16 protein-coding genes are annotated in these 18174 nt (G+C 65.8%); 6 read left to right on the top strand and 10 right to left on the bottom strand.

Going from position 1 to position 18174, the window contains the following annotated elements:
* Positions 1–5: 5 nt before the first annotated feature.
* The 4 genes from styD to styA all read right to left on the bottom strand — a co-directional run bounded on the left by styD (position 6) and on the right by styA (position 3956).
* Positions 6–1496 carry a phenylacetaldehyde dehydrogenase StyD gene (gene styD / locus RJ1_RS08540; protein WP_073359569.1) on the bottom strand — a complete coding sequence of 497 codons (1491 nt, stop codon included), beginning with the start codon at positions 1494–1496 and terminating at the stop codon, positions 6–8.
* Positions 1497–1572: 76 nt separating this feature from the next.
* Positions 1573–2079 carry a styrene-oxide isomerase StyC gene (gene styC / locus RJ1_RS08535; RefSeq protein WP_073359524.1) on the bottom strand — a complete coding sequence of 169 codons (507 nt, stop codon included), beginning with the start codon at positions 2077–2079 and terminating at the stop codon, positions 1573–1575.
* 66 nt (positions 2080–2145) lie between these two features.
* Positions 2146–2679 carry a styrene monooxygenase NADH-dependent flavin reductase subunit StyB gene (gene styB / locus RJ1_RS08530; protein WP_073359523.1) on the bottom strand — a complete coding sequence of 178 codons (534 nt, stop codon included), beginning with the start codon at positions 2677–2679 and terminating at the stop codon, positions 2146–2148.
* Positions 2676–3956 (bottom strand): styrene monooxygenase subunit StyA, encoded by a 1281-nt coding sequence (gene styA / locus RJ1_RS08525; RefSeq protein WP_073359522.1) that lies wholly within the window; start codon positions 3954–3956, stop codon positions 2676–2678. Before styA ends, styB begins: the two co-directional genes overlap by 4 nt.
* A gap of 413 nt (positions 3957–4369) precedes the next feature.
* On the opposite strand from styA, the gene RJ1_RS08520 reads away from it, so the two are divergent.
* The 3 genes from RJ1_RS08520 to RJ1_RS08510 all read left to right on the top strand — a co-directional run bounded on the left by RJ1_RS08520 (position 4370) and on the right by RJ1_RS08510 (position 10226).
* The gene (locus RJ1_RS08520) at positions 4370–5386 is read left to right on the top strand and encodes an AraC family transcriptional regulator (protein ID WP_073359521.1); all 1017 of its coding nucleotides are present in this window, start codon (positions 4370–4372) and stop codon (positions 5384–5386) included.
* Positions 5387–5584: 198 nt separating this feature from the next.
* Complete coding sequence (locus tag RJ1_RS08515) at positions 5585–6616, top strand: AraC-like ligand-binding domain-containing protein (protein WP_073359520.1); 1032 nt, start codon at positions 5585–5587, stop codon at positions 6614–6616.
* A 148-nt stretch (positions 6617–6764) separates the two neighbouring features.
* Positions 6765–10226: a serine/threonine-protein kinase gene (locus RJ1_RS08510; RefSeq protein WP_073359568.1), complete on the top strand. Its 3462-nt coding sequence runs from the start codon at positions 6765–6767 to the stop codon at positions 10224–10226.
* A gap of 11 nt (positions 10227–10237) precedes the next feature.
* Here the strand turns inward: RJ1_RS08510 and RJ1_RS08505 are convergent, their stop codons facing one another.
* The 4 genes from RJ1_RS08505 to RJ1_RS08490 all read right to left on the bottom strand — a co-directional run bounded on the left by RJ1_RS08505 (position 10238) and on the right by RJ1_RS08490 (position 13166).
* The gene (locus tag RJ1_RS08505) at positions 10238–10555 is read right to left on the bottom strand and encodes an EthD family reductase (protein WP_073359519.1); all 318 of its coding nucleotides are present in this window, start codon (positions 10553–10555) and stop codon (positions 10238–10240) included.
* A gap of 834 nt (positions 10556–11389) precedes the next feature.
* Entirely contained in the window at positions 11390–11668 is a 279-nt protein-coding gene (locus tag RJ1_RS08500; RefSeq protein WP_073359518.1) for a DUF3263 domain-containing protein, read from the bottom strand.
* Positions 11669–11706: 38 nt separating this feature from the next.
* A complete protein-coding gene (locus RJ1_RS08495; protein WP_073359567.1) occupies positions 11707–12540 on the bottom strand; it encodes an IclR family transcriptional regulator in 834 nt (277 codons plus the stop codon).
* Between the two features lie 125 nt (positions 12541–12665).
* Positions 12666–13166, bottom strand: coding sequence for a flavin reductase family protein (locus RJ1_RS08490; protein WP_073359517.1), 501 nt, complete (start codon positions 13164–13166; stop codon positions 12666–12668).
* A gap of 661 nt (positions 13167–13827) precedes the next feature.
* On the opposite strand from RJ1_RS08490, the gene RJ1_RS49240 reads away from it, so the two are divergent.
* The 3 genes from RJ1_RS49240 (at position 13828) to RJ1_RS08480 (ending at position 15499) form a co-directional block, all read left to right on the top strand.
* Entirely contained in the window at positions 13828–14097 is a 270-nt protein-coding gene (locus RJ1_RS49240) for a hypothetical protein (protein ID WP_240319860.1), read from the top strand.
* On the top strand, positions 14075–14308 hold the full coding sequence (locus RJ1_RS49235; RefSeq protein WP_240319861.1) for an MFS transporter: 234 nt from the start codon (positions 14075–14077) through the stop codon (positions 14306–14308). Before RJ1_RS49240 ends, RJ1_RS49235 begins: the two co-directional genes overlap by 23 nt.
* A 66-nt stretch (positions 14309–14374) precedes the next feature.
* On the top strand, positions 14375–15499 hold the full coding sequence (locus RJ1_RS08480; protein WP_073359516.1) for a mandelate racemase/muconate lactonizing enzyme family protein: 1125 nt from the start codon (positions 14375–14377) through the stop codon (positions 15497–15499).
* An 89-nt stretch (positions 15500–15588) separates the two neighbouring features.
* On the opposite strand, the gene RJ1_RS08475 is transcribed toward RJ1_RS08480, so the two are convergent.
* The gene (locus RJ1_RS08475; protein WP_255284870.1) at positions 15589–16260 is read right to left on the bottom strand and encodes an HpcH/HpaI aldolase family protein; all 672 of its coding nucleotides are present in this window, start codon (positions 16258–16260) and stop codon (positions 15589–15591) included.
* Between the two features lie 121 nt (positions 16261–16381).
* The gene (locus RJ1_RS08470; RefSeq protein WP_073359514.1) at positions 16382–18103 is read right to left on the bottom strand and encodes a dihydroxy-acid dehydratase; all 1722 of its coding nucleotides are present in this window, start codon (positions 18101–18103) and stop codon (positions 16382–16384) included.
* Between the last annotated feature and the right edge of the window lie 71 nt (positions 18104–18174).

Below are 18174 nucleotides of genomic sequence, written 5' to 3'. Positions count from 1 at the left end.
TCGGTCTAGAGGACGATCGTGACGACCTTTTCCTCTGTGTTGGCGAGGATGCCGGCGTAGCCGAGTTCCCGGCCGATGCCGGAGGTCTTCATGCCGCCCCAGGGCAGTGCGGGGTCGATGGCAGCCCAGCCGTTGACCCACACCGCACCGGCACGCACCTGGCGGGCCAGGGTGTGGGCGCGGGAGACGTCGCGGGTCCAGATGCTGGCCGCGAGGCCGTACTGGGTGTCGTTAGCCAGGCGGATTGCCTCTTCCGGGTCGTCGAACGCGATGACGGTGCCGACGGGACCGAAGATCTCTTCCCGCGCGATGGTCATGTCGTTGTTGGCGTCGGCGAAGATCGTCGGCCGCACGAAGAAGCCGGAGTGATCGGGTCGGGTGCCGCCGGCGGCGACGCGGGCGCCTTCCTTCTTGCCCAGTTCGATGTAGCTCAGGACGGTGTCCCGCTGCTTGGCGCTGACCAGCGCACCGAGCGTGGTCGACGGATCGAACGGATCTCCGAGAACCTGTGCGTCGGCAGCCCCGCTTAGCGCGTCGACGACGTCGTTGTAGAGGGAGCGGTGCACGAACACGCGGGTGCCGGCGGCGCAGACCTCGCCCTGGTTGAAGAACAACCCCATGGCGGTGCCCTGCACGGCGGCCTGGACGTCGGCGTCGTCGAGGATGATCTGTGGGGACTTGCCGCCGAGTTCGAGGGTGACGCGCTTGAACGTCGCCGCTGCCCGTTGCTGGATCAGGCGGCCGACCGCCGGGGAACCGGTGAAGCTGATCTTGTCGACGTCGGGGTGCTCGACGAGCGCGTTGCCGGTGACGGCACCGTTACCGGGCACGATGCTGACCACGCCCGCGGGCAGGCCGGCTTCCTCGAGGATCTTGCCCAGGTGCAGGATCGAGAGCGGGGCTTCTTCCGGCGGCTTGACGACCACGGTGTTGCCGCAGGCCAAGGCTGGGGCGAGCTTCCATGCGGCGATCATCAGCGGGGTGTTCCACGGGACGATCGCTCCGATGACGCCGACCGGTTCCCGGACGGTGAACGAGTGGGTGGGCTTGCCGAAGTATCCGGCGGTGGGGATCGAGGATCCGGTGATCTTGTCGGCCCAGCCGGCGAAGTGCCGGAAGGTGGCGGCCGCATTGGGGACGTCGAGCATCTTGGGCTGACCGACCGGCTTGCCGACGTCGAGCGCCTCGAGTGTGGCGAGGATGTCGATGTCGCGCTCGATCAGATCGGCGATCTTGTTCAGGATCTGTCCGCGCACAACTCCGGGGGTCGCGCCCCACTGGCCGCCCAGCTGAGCTCGGGCCGCGCGGACGGCTACGTCGATGTCGTCGGGGGTTCCGGCCGACACCTCGGCCAGGACCTGTTCGGTGGCGGGGTTGATGTTGGTGAAGACGCCGCCGTCGGAGGCCGGTTGCCAGTTGCCGTTGAGGAACAGTTGGGTGGGGGTCCCGGCCGGCAGCGGTGTGCCGACGCCGGGCAGGGTGTCTGCAGTGGTCATCGCGAGTTCTTTCTGGGTAGGTCGAGGGGCTGTGAAGCGGGACCCGAGTCGTCGAATCCGCTCGGTGAAGGTGATCTCAGGCATTTGCCGATTCGATGGAACGATCCTCGGCGTCGGTCTGCCGCAGGGCCTTGATGCCGATGATGGCCAGTGCGCCGATCGCCAGGACACCGAAGACGTAGGCCGGGGCCAGAGCGAGGACGCCGAAGATGTTGGTCTCACCGAGGCGGTTCGAGCCGAAGCTCAGGCCGCGGCTGGGGGCGAAGTTGCTGAAGAAGTAGAAGCACACGTTGCCCCAGCCGTCCAGCACGATGATGTACCCGAGCTTCTTGGCGGTCTTGAGTGGGAACGCCAGCTTCGGCAGGACCAGGCCGATGGCGATCACCATCATGCCGTTGAGTGCCGGCCCGACGTGGGCCTTCGCCCAGCCTTCTGCGGTTCCGGGGATGTTGAAGTTGATGATGTACCCCGGAACGATCTCGAAGCCGCCGACGAGGTTCATCCACAGGAACAACCCGAAGATCAGCGTGCTGAGGATCATCAGCACTCCGTGTCCGTAAATCTTCCGTTCGAGCGTTTTCATGGTTTCTCCGTGTATCTCAGGTGTTTGTGGGTAAATCGCGTCAGCGGCCGCCCGGGACTACTGACGTCAGCTCTCGCCCAGCGCCGGCTGGTGGTAGGTACTGGCGAAGAACATCAGCGGTGAGCCGTCCTCGGATTCACACCGGGCCACTCGGGCCAGGAACAGGGTGTGGTCGTTGACGGTGATCGTGTCGATGACCTTGCATTCGAAGCGGGCGAGGCTGCCGAACAGGGTGGGCACGTTCTCGCCGGCGACGAACTGGGGATGCCAGTCGCTGTCGCGGGTGCCGCAGAAGTATCGGGAGTGCTCCTGCTGGGTCTTGCTCAGCACGCTTACCCCGTACCAGCCGCTCTTGCTGATCAGCTCGTGGGCGTAGCCGGGTTTGAGGGAGATCATCACTGTCGGCGGGTCGAGGCTGATCGAGGTGAAGCTGTTGATGGTGGCGCCGTGCACACTGCCCTCACCGTCCTGCATGGTCACTACCGCGATGCCGGTAGCGAACAGCGCGACCGAGTTTCGGAACTGAGTCGAGTCGGCGGCGACCTCCACCGGCGCGGAGAGAACCTCGGGCGCGGGGGGAGCTTCGGCCGCGCGGGTCATGACTGTGCTCCCGTCTGGGCGAAAGGGCGCTCGGTCTCCTCCGCGCCGGTCTCGTTCGCCTCGATCCAGGCGACCATGTTTTCCGGGCTCGAGAAGATGTCCCACTGCGTTTCGGGGTAGTTGAAGTTGTCGGTGAACCGGTCGGCGAGCTGGCGGTCCATCGCGACTCGGCCGAGGAACTCGACGAAGTCGTTGGGCAGCTCCCGCAGGTTGGTCAGCATGAAGTTGGTCCAGCGAGTGGCGCCGAGAACCCTGTTCGCCCGGCGGGCGTCGACGCGCTCGCAGAACAGCTCGTCGAACACCTCGCTGTTCGTGATCTCCTCGCCGAGCACGTGCGCGGCGTAGGACGCCATGTTGCCGCCCTGGCCCAACACGGGGTCGACGGTGGCGTGGGCGTCGCCGAGGAGGACTGCGAGCTTGCCGTTGTCGAGCTTGATGTGACCGTGCCGCACGGCCGGGGTGACACCGCCCTGCAGGATGTCGAGGTGGCTGTTGGCCACGTCGAACTCGTCCTCGTCGAGCCGCTCTGCAGTGATCGGGTAGTGCTTGCGGAGCTTGTCGATCATCAGCTGACGGAAGGCCTGCGGGTCGTCCTCGTAGCGAGTCTTGGCCAGGATCTCGAGGTCACCACCGATGTGGTTCTCGAACACCAGGGCCGTCGAGTGGCCGTTGAAGCTGACAGTGGGAATCTCGATCATCTCGCCGGCGCCGGGGGAGATGCAGAAGGTGACGGCGCGTGTCTCCGGTTCGGCGATACCCTTGAACAAGCCGACGCACAGCTGGCGCTGTGGATCCGCGAATGGCGAACTCTGCTCGTCGCGGGCGAACTTCTGGCCGAGCCCGCCCTTGCCGGTGCCCACCACGACGAGGTCGTACGCGTCGGACAGATCGGTGAGGTCGTCGACGCCGACGTCGCGGTATTCGATCCTTCCACCGCGGTCGAGGAAGTCCTGCATGAGCGTGGGCAGAAGGATTCGGTAGTCCACCGCACGGCTGGGCTTGGCCAGGTCGCCGTAGAAACGGATCGGCATGCCCGGGATCCCGACATAGTAGTAGTGACCGAAGTAGCCGTCGTTCGGCCAGTGATTCACGCCGAGAGCGTCTTCGCGAACGGTGGTCACCGAGTGATGAGCGACCGTGTTGAGCAGCCGGACGTTCGCGTACTCCTCTGGGCGGCGATCCGTGAAAATCGTTGCATCGATGCCCTTCTCGTTCAGGTACAGACCGAGGTGCAGGCCGGCGGTGCCGGCTCCGACGATGGCGATTCGCTTGCTCATGGAAGATCTCCTCCTGCTGACGCGTCGGACGCGTCGGTGTGTGTGACACGGGATTTCCGGGTGAGTCGATTGCGCTTGTTTCAAGCGCTCGAGGGTGTCTGCACCCGATTACTGTGGTCAGTTGTGACCCGCATCACGAGTATGTACACGCACTCACCGACCAGTCATGCACTCGAGCGCACAGATAGTTGGAGAAAACCGCACGCCGAGTTGGCTGCACGCGCAGCCCTCACCGCAAGCCGCACATCCGACCCTGTGGGCGCCCGATTTGCGCGGTATCCACCCCCTGATGACGAATAACGTGCGTCGGCGGCAGTGGCACCTGCCAAGATCTGGTGCGGAACTGACGGATTCGGCGTCCGGTCCAGCGAAATCGGTGGACGCGTAGCGTGAGGTATGGAGGCAAAGGGACGATGCAGGAGTCGCCGAAGGCAGCGGGTGAGGCAACTGGTGCGCCAGAGGAGCCTGAGGTCCACGCGTTCGAGGCCACCGACCTCGATCATGCACAGGCTGCGCTTGGGGACACTTACTTTCCCCACCGATTGGACCAGCTCAGCACGGGCAGTGTCATGGACATGTCACTGCACACCGTCCAACTCGGACCACTGACGGTGGGGAGGCTGACCTATGGAGGAGTCGAGGTCAGCCTCGATCTCGGCGAACTCGGAAACGCCTACAACATCGCCATCCCACTTGCCGGTCGACACGACACAGATTCCGCTGGTCAGCGCCATATCTTCACTCCCGGTCAGGCCTGCATCTACCTCCCGCACCGTCCCACGCGGATCACACGATGGAGCGCGGGCGGCATCCAGTACGGGATCAAGTTCGACCGCGACTACCTCGAAGCGGAACTGCAGGGGATTCTCGGGCGGCCCACCCGAGCACCGGTGACGTTCGACCCGGTGCTCGACCTGGCAGATCCTCAGGTGAGCAGCTGGCTGTCGCTGGTGAGAACCCTCGTCGCGGACCTGGACAAGCATCACAGCATGCTCTACTCACCGTTGATCTCACGCCCCCTCGTCGAGGCTCTGACCAGCGGTTTACTACTTGCAGCGAACCATGATCACCGGGAGTTGCTCGACACTCGGGTGCCTGCTGCTCGCCCGAGGACGGTCAAGTCTGCCCTCGACGCCATGCACGCGCACCCTGAGGAGTCGTGGACTGTACGCGCTCTCGCCGACCTGTCCGGTGTCAGTGTGCGTACGCTGCAGGACGGATTCGCCCGGTACGTCGGCGCTTCACCGATGGCATATCTACGCGGTATCCGCCTCGAGCGCGCTCACGAAGAGCTGGTCGTGGCCGACCCGCGCTACAGCGCGGTATCGGATGTCGCCTATCACTGGGGTTTTCGGCACCTGGGGCGATTCTCCGTCGAGTACCGCAGACGCTACGGTCAGTCCCCCTCCGTGACCCTGACCAAGGCGTAGAAGCCCCGAGATCAACAGAGTGACAAAGTCTTTGCGCGAACCGGATAGTTTCTGCGCTCGGCGGACAATGCCCCACCCCCGATGCGGCTATCGTTTCCGGCAGAGGGCGAAACTTCCCCGTAGAACGCGAAAAGCGTTGTTCCGGAGACGGTGTAGCGACCTCTGAACGCCGCTGGATGGCGAGTGAGGAGTGATTCCGTGAGTTCCCTGCATTCGTTCAACGACCTTCCCGCACAGGATAAGTTCGATGCCTGGCGCGAGACGGTGTCCAACGCGTTCGTGCCATTGGATGCCAAGTCGCACGTCCCCGGCACCTTCAGCGGAAGTCTACTGACCGAAGCGATCGGTTCATTGCAGGTCTCCGAGGTGACCGGGGGAGCGGTCGAGGTGCGCCGCACCCGCGAGTCGATCCGGCGCTCCGACCCCGGATACCTGAAGCTGGGCATGCAGGTCCGCGGCTACTGCGTCCTGTCCCAGGACGACCGTGAGGCCGCGCTGACCCCTGGGGACTTCAGCATCTACGACACCCGCCGCCCCTACCAGGTCTCGTTCGAACGGGACTTCGCGCAGTTGGTGGTGATGTTCCCGTACGAGTTGATCCACCTGCGGCCGGATTCGATGAAGGACATGACCGCCCGCCGTGTCTCCGGTCGCCACGGCGTCGGCGGACTCGTGTCGAAGTTCCTGGTCGGTATCGCCGAACAGCTCCGCGGCGTCGAAGAACTCGCCGCCAACCAGCAACTGTCGAACGGGGTCCTCAATCTTCTCGCCGCGGCGCTGTCCGAACAGCTCGGCTGCGAGTCGAACGTGCCCCCGGAAACGCACCGGGCCGCCCTGGTGCTGCAGATCAAGTCGTTCATCGACGCCCGCCTCTACGATCCCGAGCTGAGCTCGACACTGATCGCCCGTGCCCACAACATCTCATCCCGCTACTTGCAGAAGATGTTCGAGGGCGAAGGGACAACGGTCACCGAGTGGATCCGCCGCCGGCGCCTCGAACACTGCCGTCGCGACCTCCTCGACCCCCGGAACAGCACCACACCGATCGCGACCATCGCCGCCCAATGGGGTCTGCTCGACTCCTCGTACTTCTCCAAGCTGTTCAAGACCACCTACGGCATCTCCCCCCGGGAGTACAGGGCGCAGGCCGCTCACACCGACCACGACCGCCCGCAGACCTGGGAGCAGAACTGCCCGAGTTCGCCTGCAGACGGACCGCTGCGCGCATAATGACAGTGGGTCGAGCCAGGACGTCCGCCGCAGGTGACCGGTCGTTGCGGGGCGACCACCCACCTGTCTGAGCACAGTGACGGTCGAGGAGAGATGCGTCCACCTCCACAGCAACGACGCGGCCGGCGTCCGACGACGGACCGGTGAGATGCCGTCGCATCCGACCGATCCCGAGCCGACCCAGGCGGACGCAGGCCCGACGCTCGAAGACGAGTTCGAGGACGCCGGGTTCGAGGACGCCCGTGAGATCGGCCGCGGCGGTTTCGGAATCGTCTACCGCTGCAGGCAACCAGCACTGCACCGCTCCGTGGCGATCAAGGTGCTCTTCACGGATGACACAGACCAGGATCATCGCGCTCGATTCCTGCGCGAGCAGCAGGCGATGGGCACCTTGTCCGGGCACCCGAACATCGTCGACGTCCTGCAAACCGGGGTGACCTCCCACGGTCGCCCCTACATCGTCATGCCCTACCACTCCGGCGCCTCCCTCGACGCCCGCCTCCGCGAGCACGGCCCACTCTCGGTACCCGAGACCCTCACCATCGGTGTCAAACTCGCCGGGGCCCTGCACCTCGCGCATCGCGTAGGCATCGTGCACCGCGACGTCAAGCCAGCCAACATCCTGGTCACCGCGTACGGGGAACCGCAGCTGACCGACTTCGGTATCGCCCGGGTCACCGGCGGATTCGAGACCACCACCGGCTCGGTCGCGGGATCCCCGTCGTTCACCGCCCCCGAGGTCCTCAAAGGGGAACCCCCCACCGTCACCTCGGACGTCTACAGCCTCGCGGTAACCCTCTATTGCCTGATCACCGGCCACTCTCCGTTCGAGCGCAAGCCCGGTGAGCGCATCGTCGCACAGTTCCTGCGCATCACCGGCGAACCGATTCCCGACCTGCGTCCCACCGGTGTCCCGGACACGGTCTGCACCGTCCTCGAGCAGGCGATGTCCCGCGAACCGGCTGGGCGTCCCGCCACCGTAGCCGAGTTCGCCGAACGGCTGCGCGACGCGCAGCGACAGCTCGGTCTTCCCGCCGACGACATGGCGCTCCCGGACGACCTCACCGGTTCGCGTGAGCCTGTCCAGGTCGGTGCCGCGGCCCGCTCACCGGCACCGCGGTCGCCGGGGGCCCAGGTGCCACCGAGTGCCTCGACGAAATACCGGCCTCCGACACCGACCCGGGCCCTCGTGCCCCGGGCACGGCTGCTCGCCCTGCTCCGGGCCGGGCAGCGCCGGCGCCTGGTCCTCATCCACGCCCCCGCCGGCTTCGGCAAGAGCACCCTCGCCGCCCAATGGCGCGAGAACCTGACGGCCGCGGGCACCCCGGTGGCCTGGCTCAGCATCGACCACGACGACAACAACGCCGTCTGGTTCCTCGCCCACCTGATCGAGGCCATCCGCACGGTGCGCCCCACTCTGGCTCACGAACTCGGGCAAGCCCTCGAAGAGCACGGCGACGACGCCGAACGGTACGTGCTCACCTCGCTGGTCAACGAGATCCACGAGACCGGTGAACTACTCGTGGTGATCATCGACGACTGGCACCGCATCATCGACCCGACCACCCTCGGGTCCATCGACTTCCTGCTCACCCACAGCTGCCACCACCTGCAGATCGTCGTGACCAGCCGCAGCCGGTCCGGGCTACCGCTGAGCCGGCTGCGGGTTCGCGACGAATTGGTCGAAGTCGACGCCACAGCTCTCCGCTTCGACGACGGGGAAGCCCGATCCTTCCTCGTCGACCTGGCCGGTCTCACTCTGGCGCCTGACGACGTCGCCCGGCTGCGCGCCTTCACCGACGGATGGGTGGCCGCCCTGCAGCTCGCGTCACTGTCATTGCGCGGCCGCGACGACCCCACCGAGCTGATCGCGCACCTGTCCGGGCGGCACCGCGCGATCGGCGACTACCTCGTCGAGAACGTCCTCAATACCCTCGAACCCGACGTCCTCGACTTCCTCCTACGCACCTCGGTCACCGAACGACTGTGCGGCCCACTTGCCGCCCGGCTGGCCGACATCCCCCGCGGGCAGGCCATGCTCGAACAGGTCGAGGCGCGTGACCTGTTTCTCCGCCGGCTCGACGACGACGGCGACTGGTTCCGGTATCACCACCTCTTCGCCGACTTCCTCCGTCGCCGACTCGAACGCGACCACCCCGACCTGGTCGCTGACCTGAATTCCACAGCCTCGCACTGGTTCGCCGAGCACGCCATGCTCAGTGAGGCCGTCGACCATGCCCTTGCCGCCGGCGACCCCGACACCGCTGCAGACCTCGTCGAGGCCCAGGGCATGCTGCTGATCGAACACTCCCAGATGGCCACACTGCTGGGATTGACCGCCAAGCTCGCTCCCGAGCAGGTGCACTCTCGCCCACGACTGCAGATCGCGGTGGCCTGGGCTCACGTCTTGCTGCACCACCCACCTCACCCGGTCCGGGATGCCCTCCGCAGCGCCGAATCCACACTCGAACACGCGCGCACCAGCATCATCGGCGACGCCGACGACCTGCTCGCCGAGGTCTCCCTCGTGCGGGGAGTCAGTGAGTTGTTCGCAGACCACGTCGCCGGCCTGGACAAGCGAATCGCCGAATGCCTCGCCCGACCCGAGACACGGCGTCCGTTCATCGTCTCCGCGGCAGCCAATCTCGCCGCATTCCAAGCCATCTACACCTTCGACTTCGCCGCCGCCCGCCGCTGGCAGGAGTGGGCGACGCCGTACCACGAACGCACCACCGGACCATTCAGCGTGATGTATGGGGCATGCTTCACCGGCATCGCCGCAATGGAACAACTCGACACCACCGGCGCACACGATGCCTTCCTCACTGCGCGGCAGCTCGCCCGGCAGATCGGCGGCCGCTCCTCACACGCCCTACGGCTGGCCGGAGCGATCCTCGCCGACCTGTTGTACGAGCAGGGGAACATCGACGACGCCGATCAGCTTCTCGACGAGAGCTACGAACTCGGATCCGAGGGCGGGGTAGTCGATTTCATGCTGGCCACCTATGGCACCGGCGCCCGTATCAAGGCCTTGCGCGGCGACCGACCTGCGGCCGAACAGCGACTACGCGAAGGCGCCGAAATCGCAGCGAACTTGTCCCTGCCACGACTGGCGGCGCGGATCGAGAACGAACGCATCCGCGCCGGCCTGATCACCGAACGCCACACGGGTGAGCTCCCGCGACCCACCGACGCGGTGTCCGACGGCATCGCGGCCATCACCACCGAACTCGACGCCGACTCGGCCATCCGGCTTCTTCTCGCCGATCCCGAGGACGAGCACGCCGACCAGGCCGTCACGCTGGCCATCGAACTACTCACCCGCGCACAACAATCGGCACGGCCACGTGCGGAACTGCGGGCACGCCTGCTTCTCGTCTGTGCGCTGCATGCCGCCGGCCGGCCCGACGACGCCGTCGTCGAACTCGTGCCCGCCATCGTCACCTGCACCGAGCACGGTCTCATCCGCCCCCTGCTGGACGGAGGACCGGGAATACACGACGCCCTCAGCGCCCTCGACAACGCGTTGCGCACACGCCTCCGGCCGCCCGGCTGGTCGGACGCTGCCGATGCCTATCTCACCAGCCTGCCCCGTGGCACCGGAAACTGATCCCGAAAGCCTCACGCAGTGACGACCGACCGCTCTTCCTGCGTGTACATCGTCACCCCACCAGTGGCGAAATTCGCCACGTCCTCGGCGGCCGCGCCCATCTCCTCCGACGTCAAGGCGCTGTGCAGCGTCTCGACATCCGGGAAGGACAGGGTCGCGACACCGTAGTAGGGCGGCGTGTCACCCTCGAGCGCACTGCATTTGCCCCACGTGAAGTCGGCCAGCCCGGGGATCTTGCGTGCCAGCGGTATGTGGGTATCCCGGTAGTACGCATCGAACGCGTCTGGGTCATCGGGGTGTCCGTAACAGACAACGACTTTCAGGCTCACCGGTCACTTCCTTCTCATCCGTGTGACAACTCTTCGTAACCGTACGTTCAGTAGGTAACTGACAACCGTCTTCTGTGTCGCCCTGTGTCAAGATCCTAGTTCGATACTGTTTTGGAGCCTCACCGCGCTTTACCTATATCAAATGTGAACGCTCAGAACGCATTCATCGTGATCAGCCATGACGTCGCACTGCCTGCGCGGCACGGTCAATACTCCATGCGCGCGGCTCAGTCCAAGTAATTTGTTCGCAACATTCCTTGTTTACCGACCAACAATTCGGTTATCAATAGACGGCACTCCCGCGAGGGAGAAGACTGCGGCCGACGTGCTTCCGGTGGCCGGATCAACGACCGAACTGCTGTGTGAGGAGACCCCGTGCTACTGGCCGATCACGCTGAGGCCACAGGCGAGCCCACCCCGTTCGACCAGTGGCAGCACACCATCTCCGAGGCATTCGTACCCCTCGAAGTCCGATCTAGAGGAACGAGACATTCGAGGCCGCGTCGTTCGGCTCACGTCCGGCTTCGCTATGCCGTGGTGCCCCCGTCGACGGAGTAGACGGCGCCGTTGACGAAGGAAGCGTCGTCCGACAACAGCCAGGCGACGAGTCGTCGGCGGTGCCGTAGCGGTCGAGGGGGATCTGGGAGACGAGCTGGTCGTACGCTGCCGTCGCGTTGCCCTGAGACCACTGCTCTTCCAGGCTGTCGATCATTTTGGTCGCGATCCGACCGGGCGCAACCGCCGAGGAGATACGCGACATCTTCGCTGTCCGCGCCGCACTCGAAGCCGCAGCGAATCTCGTTTCCTGAACTCGGGCAGCGATGTGGCCGGTCCTCAGTCCAGTCCGACGGGCCGGTAGCGGGAGGGCGCTGTCCGATGGGTGCGCCGATCTCGCAGACGTGAGTGGCAAATATGGGTGAGCTGCTGCCGGATCGGCAACGGGAGATCCGCGGCGGCGCCGATTCTCTGGTCGAGTAGCAACAGCAGTTTCCGGAAGTACTCGCGCTGGGAGAGACCGAATTCGACGAGAATGTCCTCCCCGGATCCACCACCCCAGTGGCGCCACTTTCGAGCGAAGGTGAGCATGTAATTGGTGTTGTCGGTCTCGTGCATCGTTGACATGTATCCCGTTCAGTGCGTGTCTATTCCGATTAGGCGATTGCCGAATCTCGCCAGAAGGCATCGACGAGACGGTCGACGAGCAGCTGCATCTGTTGCAGGCCTTCGGGAATACGGTCGGGGCCGAACCGGTATCGGGGACCGTTGAGCGACACGATCGCCACCAGATTCCCTGACGAATCCCGGACCGGACGCGAGAGGGAGATCAGTTCTTCCTCGAGTTCGTTGTCGATGAGCGCAAAGCCGTTTTCGCGGATCCGCTCGAGGTCGGTCAGCAGTGCTGCGCGGTCGGTGATGGTGCGCGCGGTGAATGCGTCGAGCTTTTCGGGCAGCCGGCCGACGATCTTCTTGATCGGCCACTCTGCCAAGAGGACCTTGCCGCTCGAGCTGGCGTGGAGTGGATACTGTTTGCCGATCATGTGATGCGACGTCCGGGATGTGGTGCCCACGACGTGCGTTCCGGCGGCCTCGGCGATGAGGTCGAGCTCGTCCTTTGCATTGGGCACCGACAGAGTCACCGTTTCGTTGAACGTGTCGGCGAGCTCCTGCAGTAAGGGCTGAGCGCGGGCAGCCAGACCGGCATAGGGGTCGGCGTGCCGTCCGAGTCGGGACATTTCCGAGCCGAGGATGTAGTTGTTGTCGATGCGGTCCACCAAACCCGTCCGCTCGAGGCTGTGGAGCAGGCGAAACGCGGTGGGACGAGAAATTCCGACCGCTTTGGCAAGGGTGCTCACCGTCGCACCGGACTTGGGTCGGGAAGCAAGCTCGCGCAGCAGACGAACCGCCTTGGTCACCGACTTGTTGGCGATCTCCGTCGGTTCACCGGTCTTCACCGCGATCAATGCGGCCGCCTTCGGCTCGGTCATGACACCCTCGATTCCTTCGGCGCTTCCCACCTCGGGACGCGACTCGCCTCTACGCGGTTCCTATTGTTCGAAACTGTTCGCGCCACACCATTTTTCACTCGCGTAAGCCGTGCCCCGGTCGTGGGTCAGGCGGCGGTGAGTTGCCGGATTCCGCCGAGTCGGCCCTGGTGGAAGACGAGGGGCTCGCCGTGTCCGGTGTCCATCTGCAGGACCCGGGCGATGACGATGACGTGGTCGCCGCCGTCGAGTTCGTGGGTGACCTCGCAGTCGACGAAGGCGTGGGCCCCGTTGATCCGGGGTGATCCGGCCTCGGAGAGGGACCAGTCGATGTCGGCGAACTTGTCGGGCTGCTTGCTCGAGAGGGCGCGGCAGACCGATTCCTGGCCGGCGGCGAGGACGCTGGCGCACAACCGGCCGGCGGCGCGGACCTTGGGCCAGCTGGTGGAGGTGTGGGCGACGCTGAAGCTGACAAGCGGCGGGTCCAGGGAAAGCGACTGGAAGGTGCCGACCACCAGGCCGCAGGGGTACTCGGCGTCGGGGGTGATGCCGGAGAGGGCGACGACGCCGGTGGGCAGGTGGCCCATCACGGTGCGGTAGTGCGCCTGGTCGATGCTGGCAGTGAGCATGGTGGCTCCTCTTCGGGCTCATACGCTGGCGCGGACGCCGGTCGGGTCGGGGACGGAGTCTTGATTACGTTCATAAAGTGAACGTCTTGTTCAAACTGACAACAGTATTGCGTCCTAGGTCACACCCTGTCAAGCGTTTGAGGGTCGCCGGTCGGGCGCGCAAGCAGCATGCGGCCGGGCCGGCGCCGCCACCGGTGAGCGACCAGCCGAACGTGGAATCTTGCGCTCGAATCCAGTCTTGACCTGAAGTGTTCAGATATCTCGCACTCCAGCCACTGGGGTCGACAAGTGCGGTCCAGAGCGACACCGACGTCGGTCGCCGCGACCGGCGTAGGCGTGCCCCGGACCACCTTGACGACCAGTGAGGCCTCTGTCACGCTTTCAACCGCTGCGTTCGGAATATGAACACACGCGGTACGTTCTCGTCCTGCTCCTCCTCCCGGTTGCATCGAGCCAAGCCTCGGCCTCGTCTACCCGTGCAACCCGTGGCAACCCCGTGCCAACGCGTCTCACTGTCCATCTGCCCCCTGGCGCCCGCCGACCGGCCCCTCGGCGCTCCACCTGCAAGGAGTGAACTGGTGACGATTACCAATCCAGAATCCGTCGATAGTCACGGATCCGTCGGCATCGAATACGAATCGGTCGACAGGAAGCGCTCAGCGTGCTATCGGGCTACGGTCTCGGGGACGGACTCGCCGGTGTCATCGCTTTCAACGGGCTCGCCCTGGTCGGTGTGGTGGTGGCGGTGCTGCTCATCGAACGCATCGGCCGGCGAAAGCTGACCATCCCGCAGCAGTGGGTGTGCGCGGTGGTCCTGCTCATCCTCGGTTTGTGGTCCTCGATCCCGCCCGTGGTGGTGCTGATCTGCTTCCTGGTCTTCGCGTTCGCCAACGCCATGTGCACGGGCCTTGACGGGCGTCTACCCGGGTGAGATCTTCCCGACCGAGATCCGCGGGTTGGGCACAGGTTTCGCAACTGCGTCCAGCCGTGTCGGTGCGGGTCTGGGCACGTTCTTTCTGCCGTGGTCGATGCACAACCTCGGCGCGGGCACCACGATGCTCATCGCCGCCGGCATCTGCGTCGTCGGTGCGTCGGTCTCCCAGCTCCTCGCTCCGGAAAACGATGGGCCGCAACCTCAGTGAAACTTCGGCTCCTCGCGGCTGAACCACCAAGTACGAAAACTGATCAACAATGAACAAGGAGAACAGGTGAAGATCTCGCAGATCGAACTCTTCCAGGTGGACTTGCCGTACTCGGGCGGTGTCTACCTGCTCTCGGGCGGCCGTTCGTACACCGCCTTCGATGCCTCCATCGTCCGCATCACCACCGATGACGGCCAACAAGGATGGGGCGAGAGCACACCGTTCGGCTCCACCTACATCGCCTCCCATGCGCTCGGCACCCGCGCCGGGATCGCGGAGATTGCGCCCCGTCTCCTCGGCCGGGACCCGCGCCAGGTCGACAGGATCAACGACGCCATGGACGAGGCACTCGTCGGCCACAACCACGCCAAGACCGCTCTCGACGTGGCGTGCTGGGACGTCTTCGGCAAGTCCGTCGGACTTCCGGTTGCCGAACTCCTCGGCGGCTCGACCGGTGTTCCGATGCCGATGATCTCCTCGATCTACGCCGGCGAACCAGAGGAGATGCGCCGACGGGTCGCCGATCACCGCGCCAAGGGGTACCGCGGTCACTCCATCAAAATCGGTGCACTCGACAGCGAGGGTGGACCCGCGCTCGATGCGGAGCGGATCGCCGCATCTCTGGCCGACAAGCAACCCGGTGAGTTCTTCCTGGTCGACGCGAACGGTGGGATGTTGCCGGAGACCGCGCTACGGATGCTGCGGATGCTGCCGCCTGGCCTCGACTTCGTGCTCGAGGCCCCCTGCGCCACGTGGAGGGAGACGATCTCACTGCGCCAGCGCTGCCCGTACCCGATCATCATCGACGAGCTCGCGCAGCAGGACGACGACATCGCCTTCGCCTCGGCACACGATGTCGCCGACGGGATCGGCCTGAAGATCTCCAAGGCCGGCGGACTGACCCGGGGCCGTCGTCACCGCGACATCTGCCGCTCCGCGGGGATGACCGTCAGTGTGCAGGACACCGTCGGCTCGTCCATCGCGTTCGCGGCGATCGTGCAACTCGGTGCCACCGTGCCGCCGCGCACCCTGCGGTGCGTCCTCAATTGCGAGGACATGGTCACGCTGCAGACCGCAAGGTTCGACGTACTGACCGAGGACGGTGGCATCCTGCCCCCTATCGCCCCCGGCCTCGGTATCGAGGTCGACGAGGCCGTGCTCGGCGACCCGGTCGCCGTGTGGAGCGCCTGAGGTAGCAGCGAGGCCCGTGTCCGGGTGGGTGTTGCCACTCACCCCGACACGGGCCTCGCTCCACGCAAGAACTTGTAACGCAACAGCTGTCAGAAGCGGGCACCTTGGGCGGCATATGATCCGCGTGCTTGCGCCAAGGCCGCTTGCGCTCCTTCGTGAAGCACTTCGTAGTCGGCGGCGACAGCGACCGTCCGGATTCCGTTTTCGGCGCAGGCCGTCGTCATCTCCTGACTCCCTCCGTAGGCGGCGACGTCCAGGCCGTGGCGGGTGCATGCCTCCACGATGGTGCGAACGGCATCGAAAGTGGCTCCCCCCAATACGTCCGAGACGGTTCCGGCCAGGGACAGCGTGAGGTCTGCGGTACCGATGAGGATCCCGTCGAGTCCGGGCGTTGCGCAGATCGCCTCGGATTCGGCCAGGCCGTCCGTGTCCTCGATCATCAGGTAGACCCGTTGACGGGGTGCCGACGCCGGGCGTAGTGCTGCCCGAACCGGTCCCCACGAACGGTGGCCGTCGGGAGCGTAGCGGCAGAAAGCCACCGCCTCACGTGCCTGGGCAGCAGAACCGATCTGCGGCACGACAACGACATCGGCCCCCATGTCGAGTGCCCAATTCGCTTGTGCGTAGTTCGTCGCCTGCGTACGGACCCAGGCCTCGGCGCCGGCGCCCTGTACGGCTGAAAGCAGGGGCACGACAGAATCTGTTCCTATCGCGCCGTGCTGCAAATCGATGACGGCCCAATCGAATCCTGTTCGCACCATGAGTTCGGCACCGAATACGGAGTCGAGTGTCAGCCATGCTCCGAGAGACGACGAGGGTGAGTTCGAGGTCATTCTGTTGTTCTCCATTCTGTGGATTTACCGGCGACCGTCCGTGAACGCGTTACCAACCTCCGTGCCAGCCGGCGGGGATCGAGCGCGGAGCCAGGTCCTGCGCGGCCCCGTCTGCGGGCATGAAGTCGAAGTCGCAGCCCTGGTCGGCCTGCATGATGTGGTCGTTGACCAGCCGCAGGTACCCCCGCGAGGGGCTGTCCGGCATGGTCGACGGGGTTCGCCCGTGGAACTCGTCGTCGGGAACGTCCACGGCCAGCAGCCGCTGATCGACGTCGAGCACCACCGGATCGCCGGTGCGGAGCTTGCTCAGCGGCCCGCCCGCGGCCGCCTCCGGCGCGACGTGCACGGCCACCGTGCCGAACGCCGTTCCGCTCATTCGGCCGTCCGAGATGCGCACCATGTCGGTGACCCCTCGACGGAGCAGCTTCTCGGGTAGCGGCAGCGCCCCCCATTCGGGCATTCCGGGTCCTCCGATGGGACCGGCATTGCGCAGCACCAGCACGGTGTCCGGTGTGACATCGAGGTCCGGGTCGTCGATGCGGTGGCTGAGTTCGTGGTGATCGTCGAAGACGAGCGCCGGCCCTCGGTGCCGCAACAGCGCCGGTGTCGCGGCGCTGGTCTTGATCAGCGCACCGTCGGGGGCGAGGTTGCCCCGCAGCACCGCAATGCCCCCGGTGGGCGCGAACGGCGTGTCGAGCGAGGACAAGACGACGTCGTCGACCGGGCTGGGGCGGGTCCCGGCCAGCAACGGCTGCCCGGTCACGGTGAGCGCGGTCGTATCGAGCAGCGGGGCCAGCCGGTCGAGGACGGCGGGGATGCCGCCGACGGCGTTGAGCCGCGCGAACAACTCCTCGCCACTCGGTCGCAGATTGGCGATCAGAGGTGTCCGTGCGGAGATTTCGTCGAAGCGATCCAAGGACAGCGGGACACCGATCCGGCGTGCAATCGCGAGTAGGTGGACCACGGCGTTCGTGGAGCCGCCGAGGGCCATGAGGGTGGTGATCGCATTGTCGAAGGCGGCCGCGGTGAGGATCTGTGACGGGCGGGGCCCGCTGCGGGCCAAGGCCACCGCGCGCTCGCCGGTCGCTTCACCAAAGGCGTAGCGCCGGGAATTGGTGGCCGGTATCGTCGCGCTCCCCGGCAGGGCCATGCCCAGCGCCTCGGTGAGCGCGGCCATGGTGGATGCGGTGCCGAGTTCCGGGCAGTGCCCCACCGACGGCATGGATGCCGCCTCTAGCTCGTCGAAGTCGGACTGGCTCATCCGGCCGGCACGCAGTTCGTTGACGTACCCCCACAGGTCGGTTCCGACTCCGAGTTCCCGTCCCCGGAAGATCGCGGGGTTCGCCGGGCCCCCGGTGAGTGCGATCGCCGGCACATCGGCACCGGCCGCACCCATGAGCTGTGCTGGAACGGTCTTGTCGCAGCCGCCGAGCAAAACTACGGCGTCGATCGGGTACGCCCGGATGGACTCCTCGACCTCCATCGCCACGAGGTTGCGGTACAGCATCGCGGTCGGTTTCATGAGGCTCTCGCCCAGGCTCATGGTCGGAAACTCGACGGCGATGCCGCCTGCCTGGGCGACGCCGCGCTTGACGGCGTCGGCGAGTCCCCTCAGATGGAAGTTGCAGCTCACCAGGTCGGACCAGGAGTTGCAGATGCCGATCACCGGGCGCCCGTCGAGGGTGTGCCTGTTGATGCCGGTCGCCGCGATCGAGGAGCGATGCAGGAAGCCGGCCAGATCGTCCCGCGCGAACCACTGAGCACTGCGCATCTAGGAGACCCTCCCCGCGGGGAACATCCTGGTCGGGTGCGGCAGGGGCCGGATCGGGAAAAGTCTGTCGG

The sequence above is a fragment of the Rhodococcus jostii NBRC 16295 genome (assembly GCF_001894825.1).
Classification (GTDB): domain Bacteria; phylum Actinomycetota; class Actinomycetes; order Mycobacteriales; family Mycobacteriaceae; genus Rhodococcus_F; species Rhodococcus_F jostii.
The sequence above is the reverse complement of the archived record's forward strand: the minus strand, read 5'-3'. Positions and strand labels throughout refer to the sequence as shown.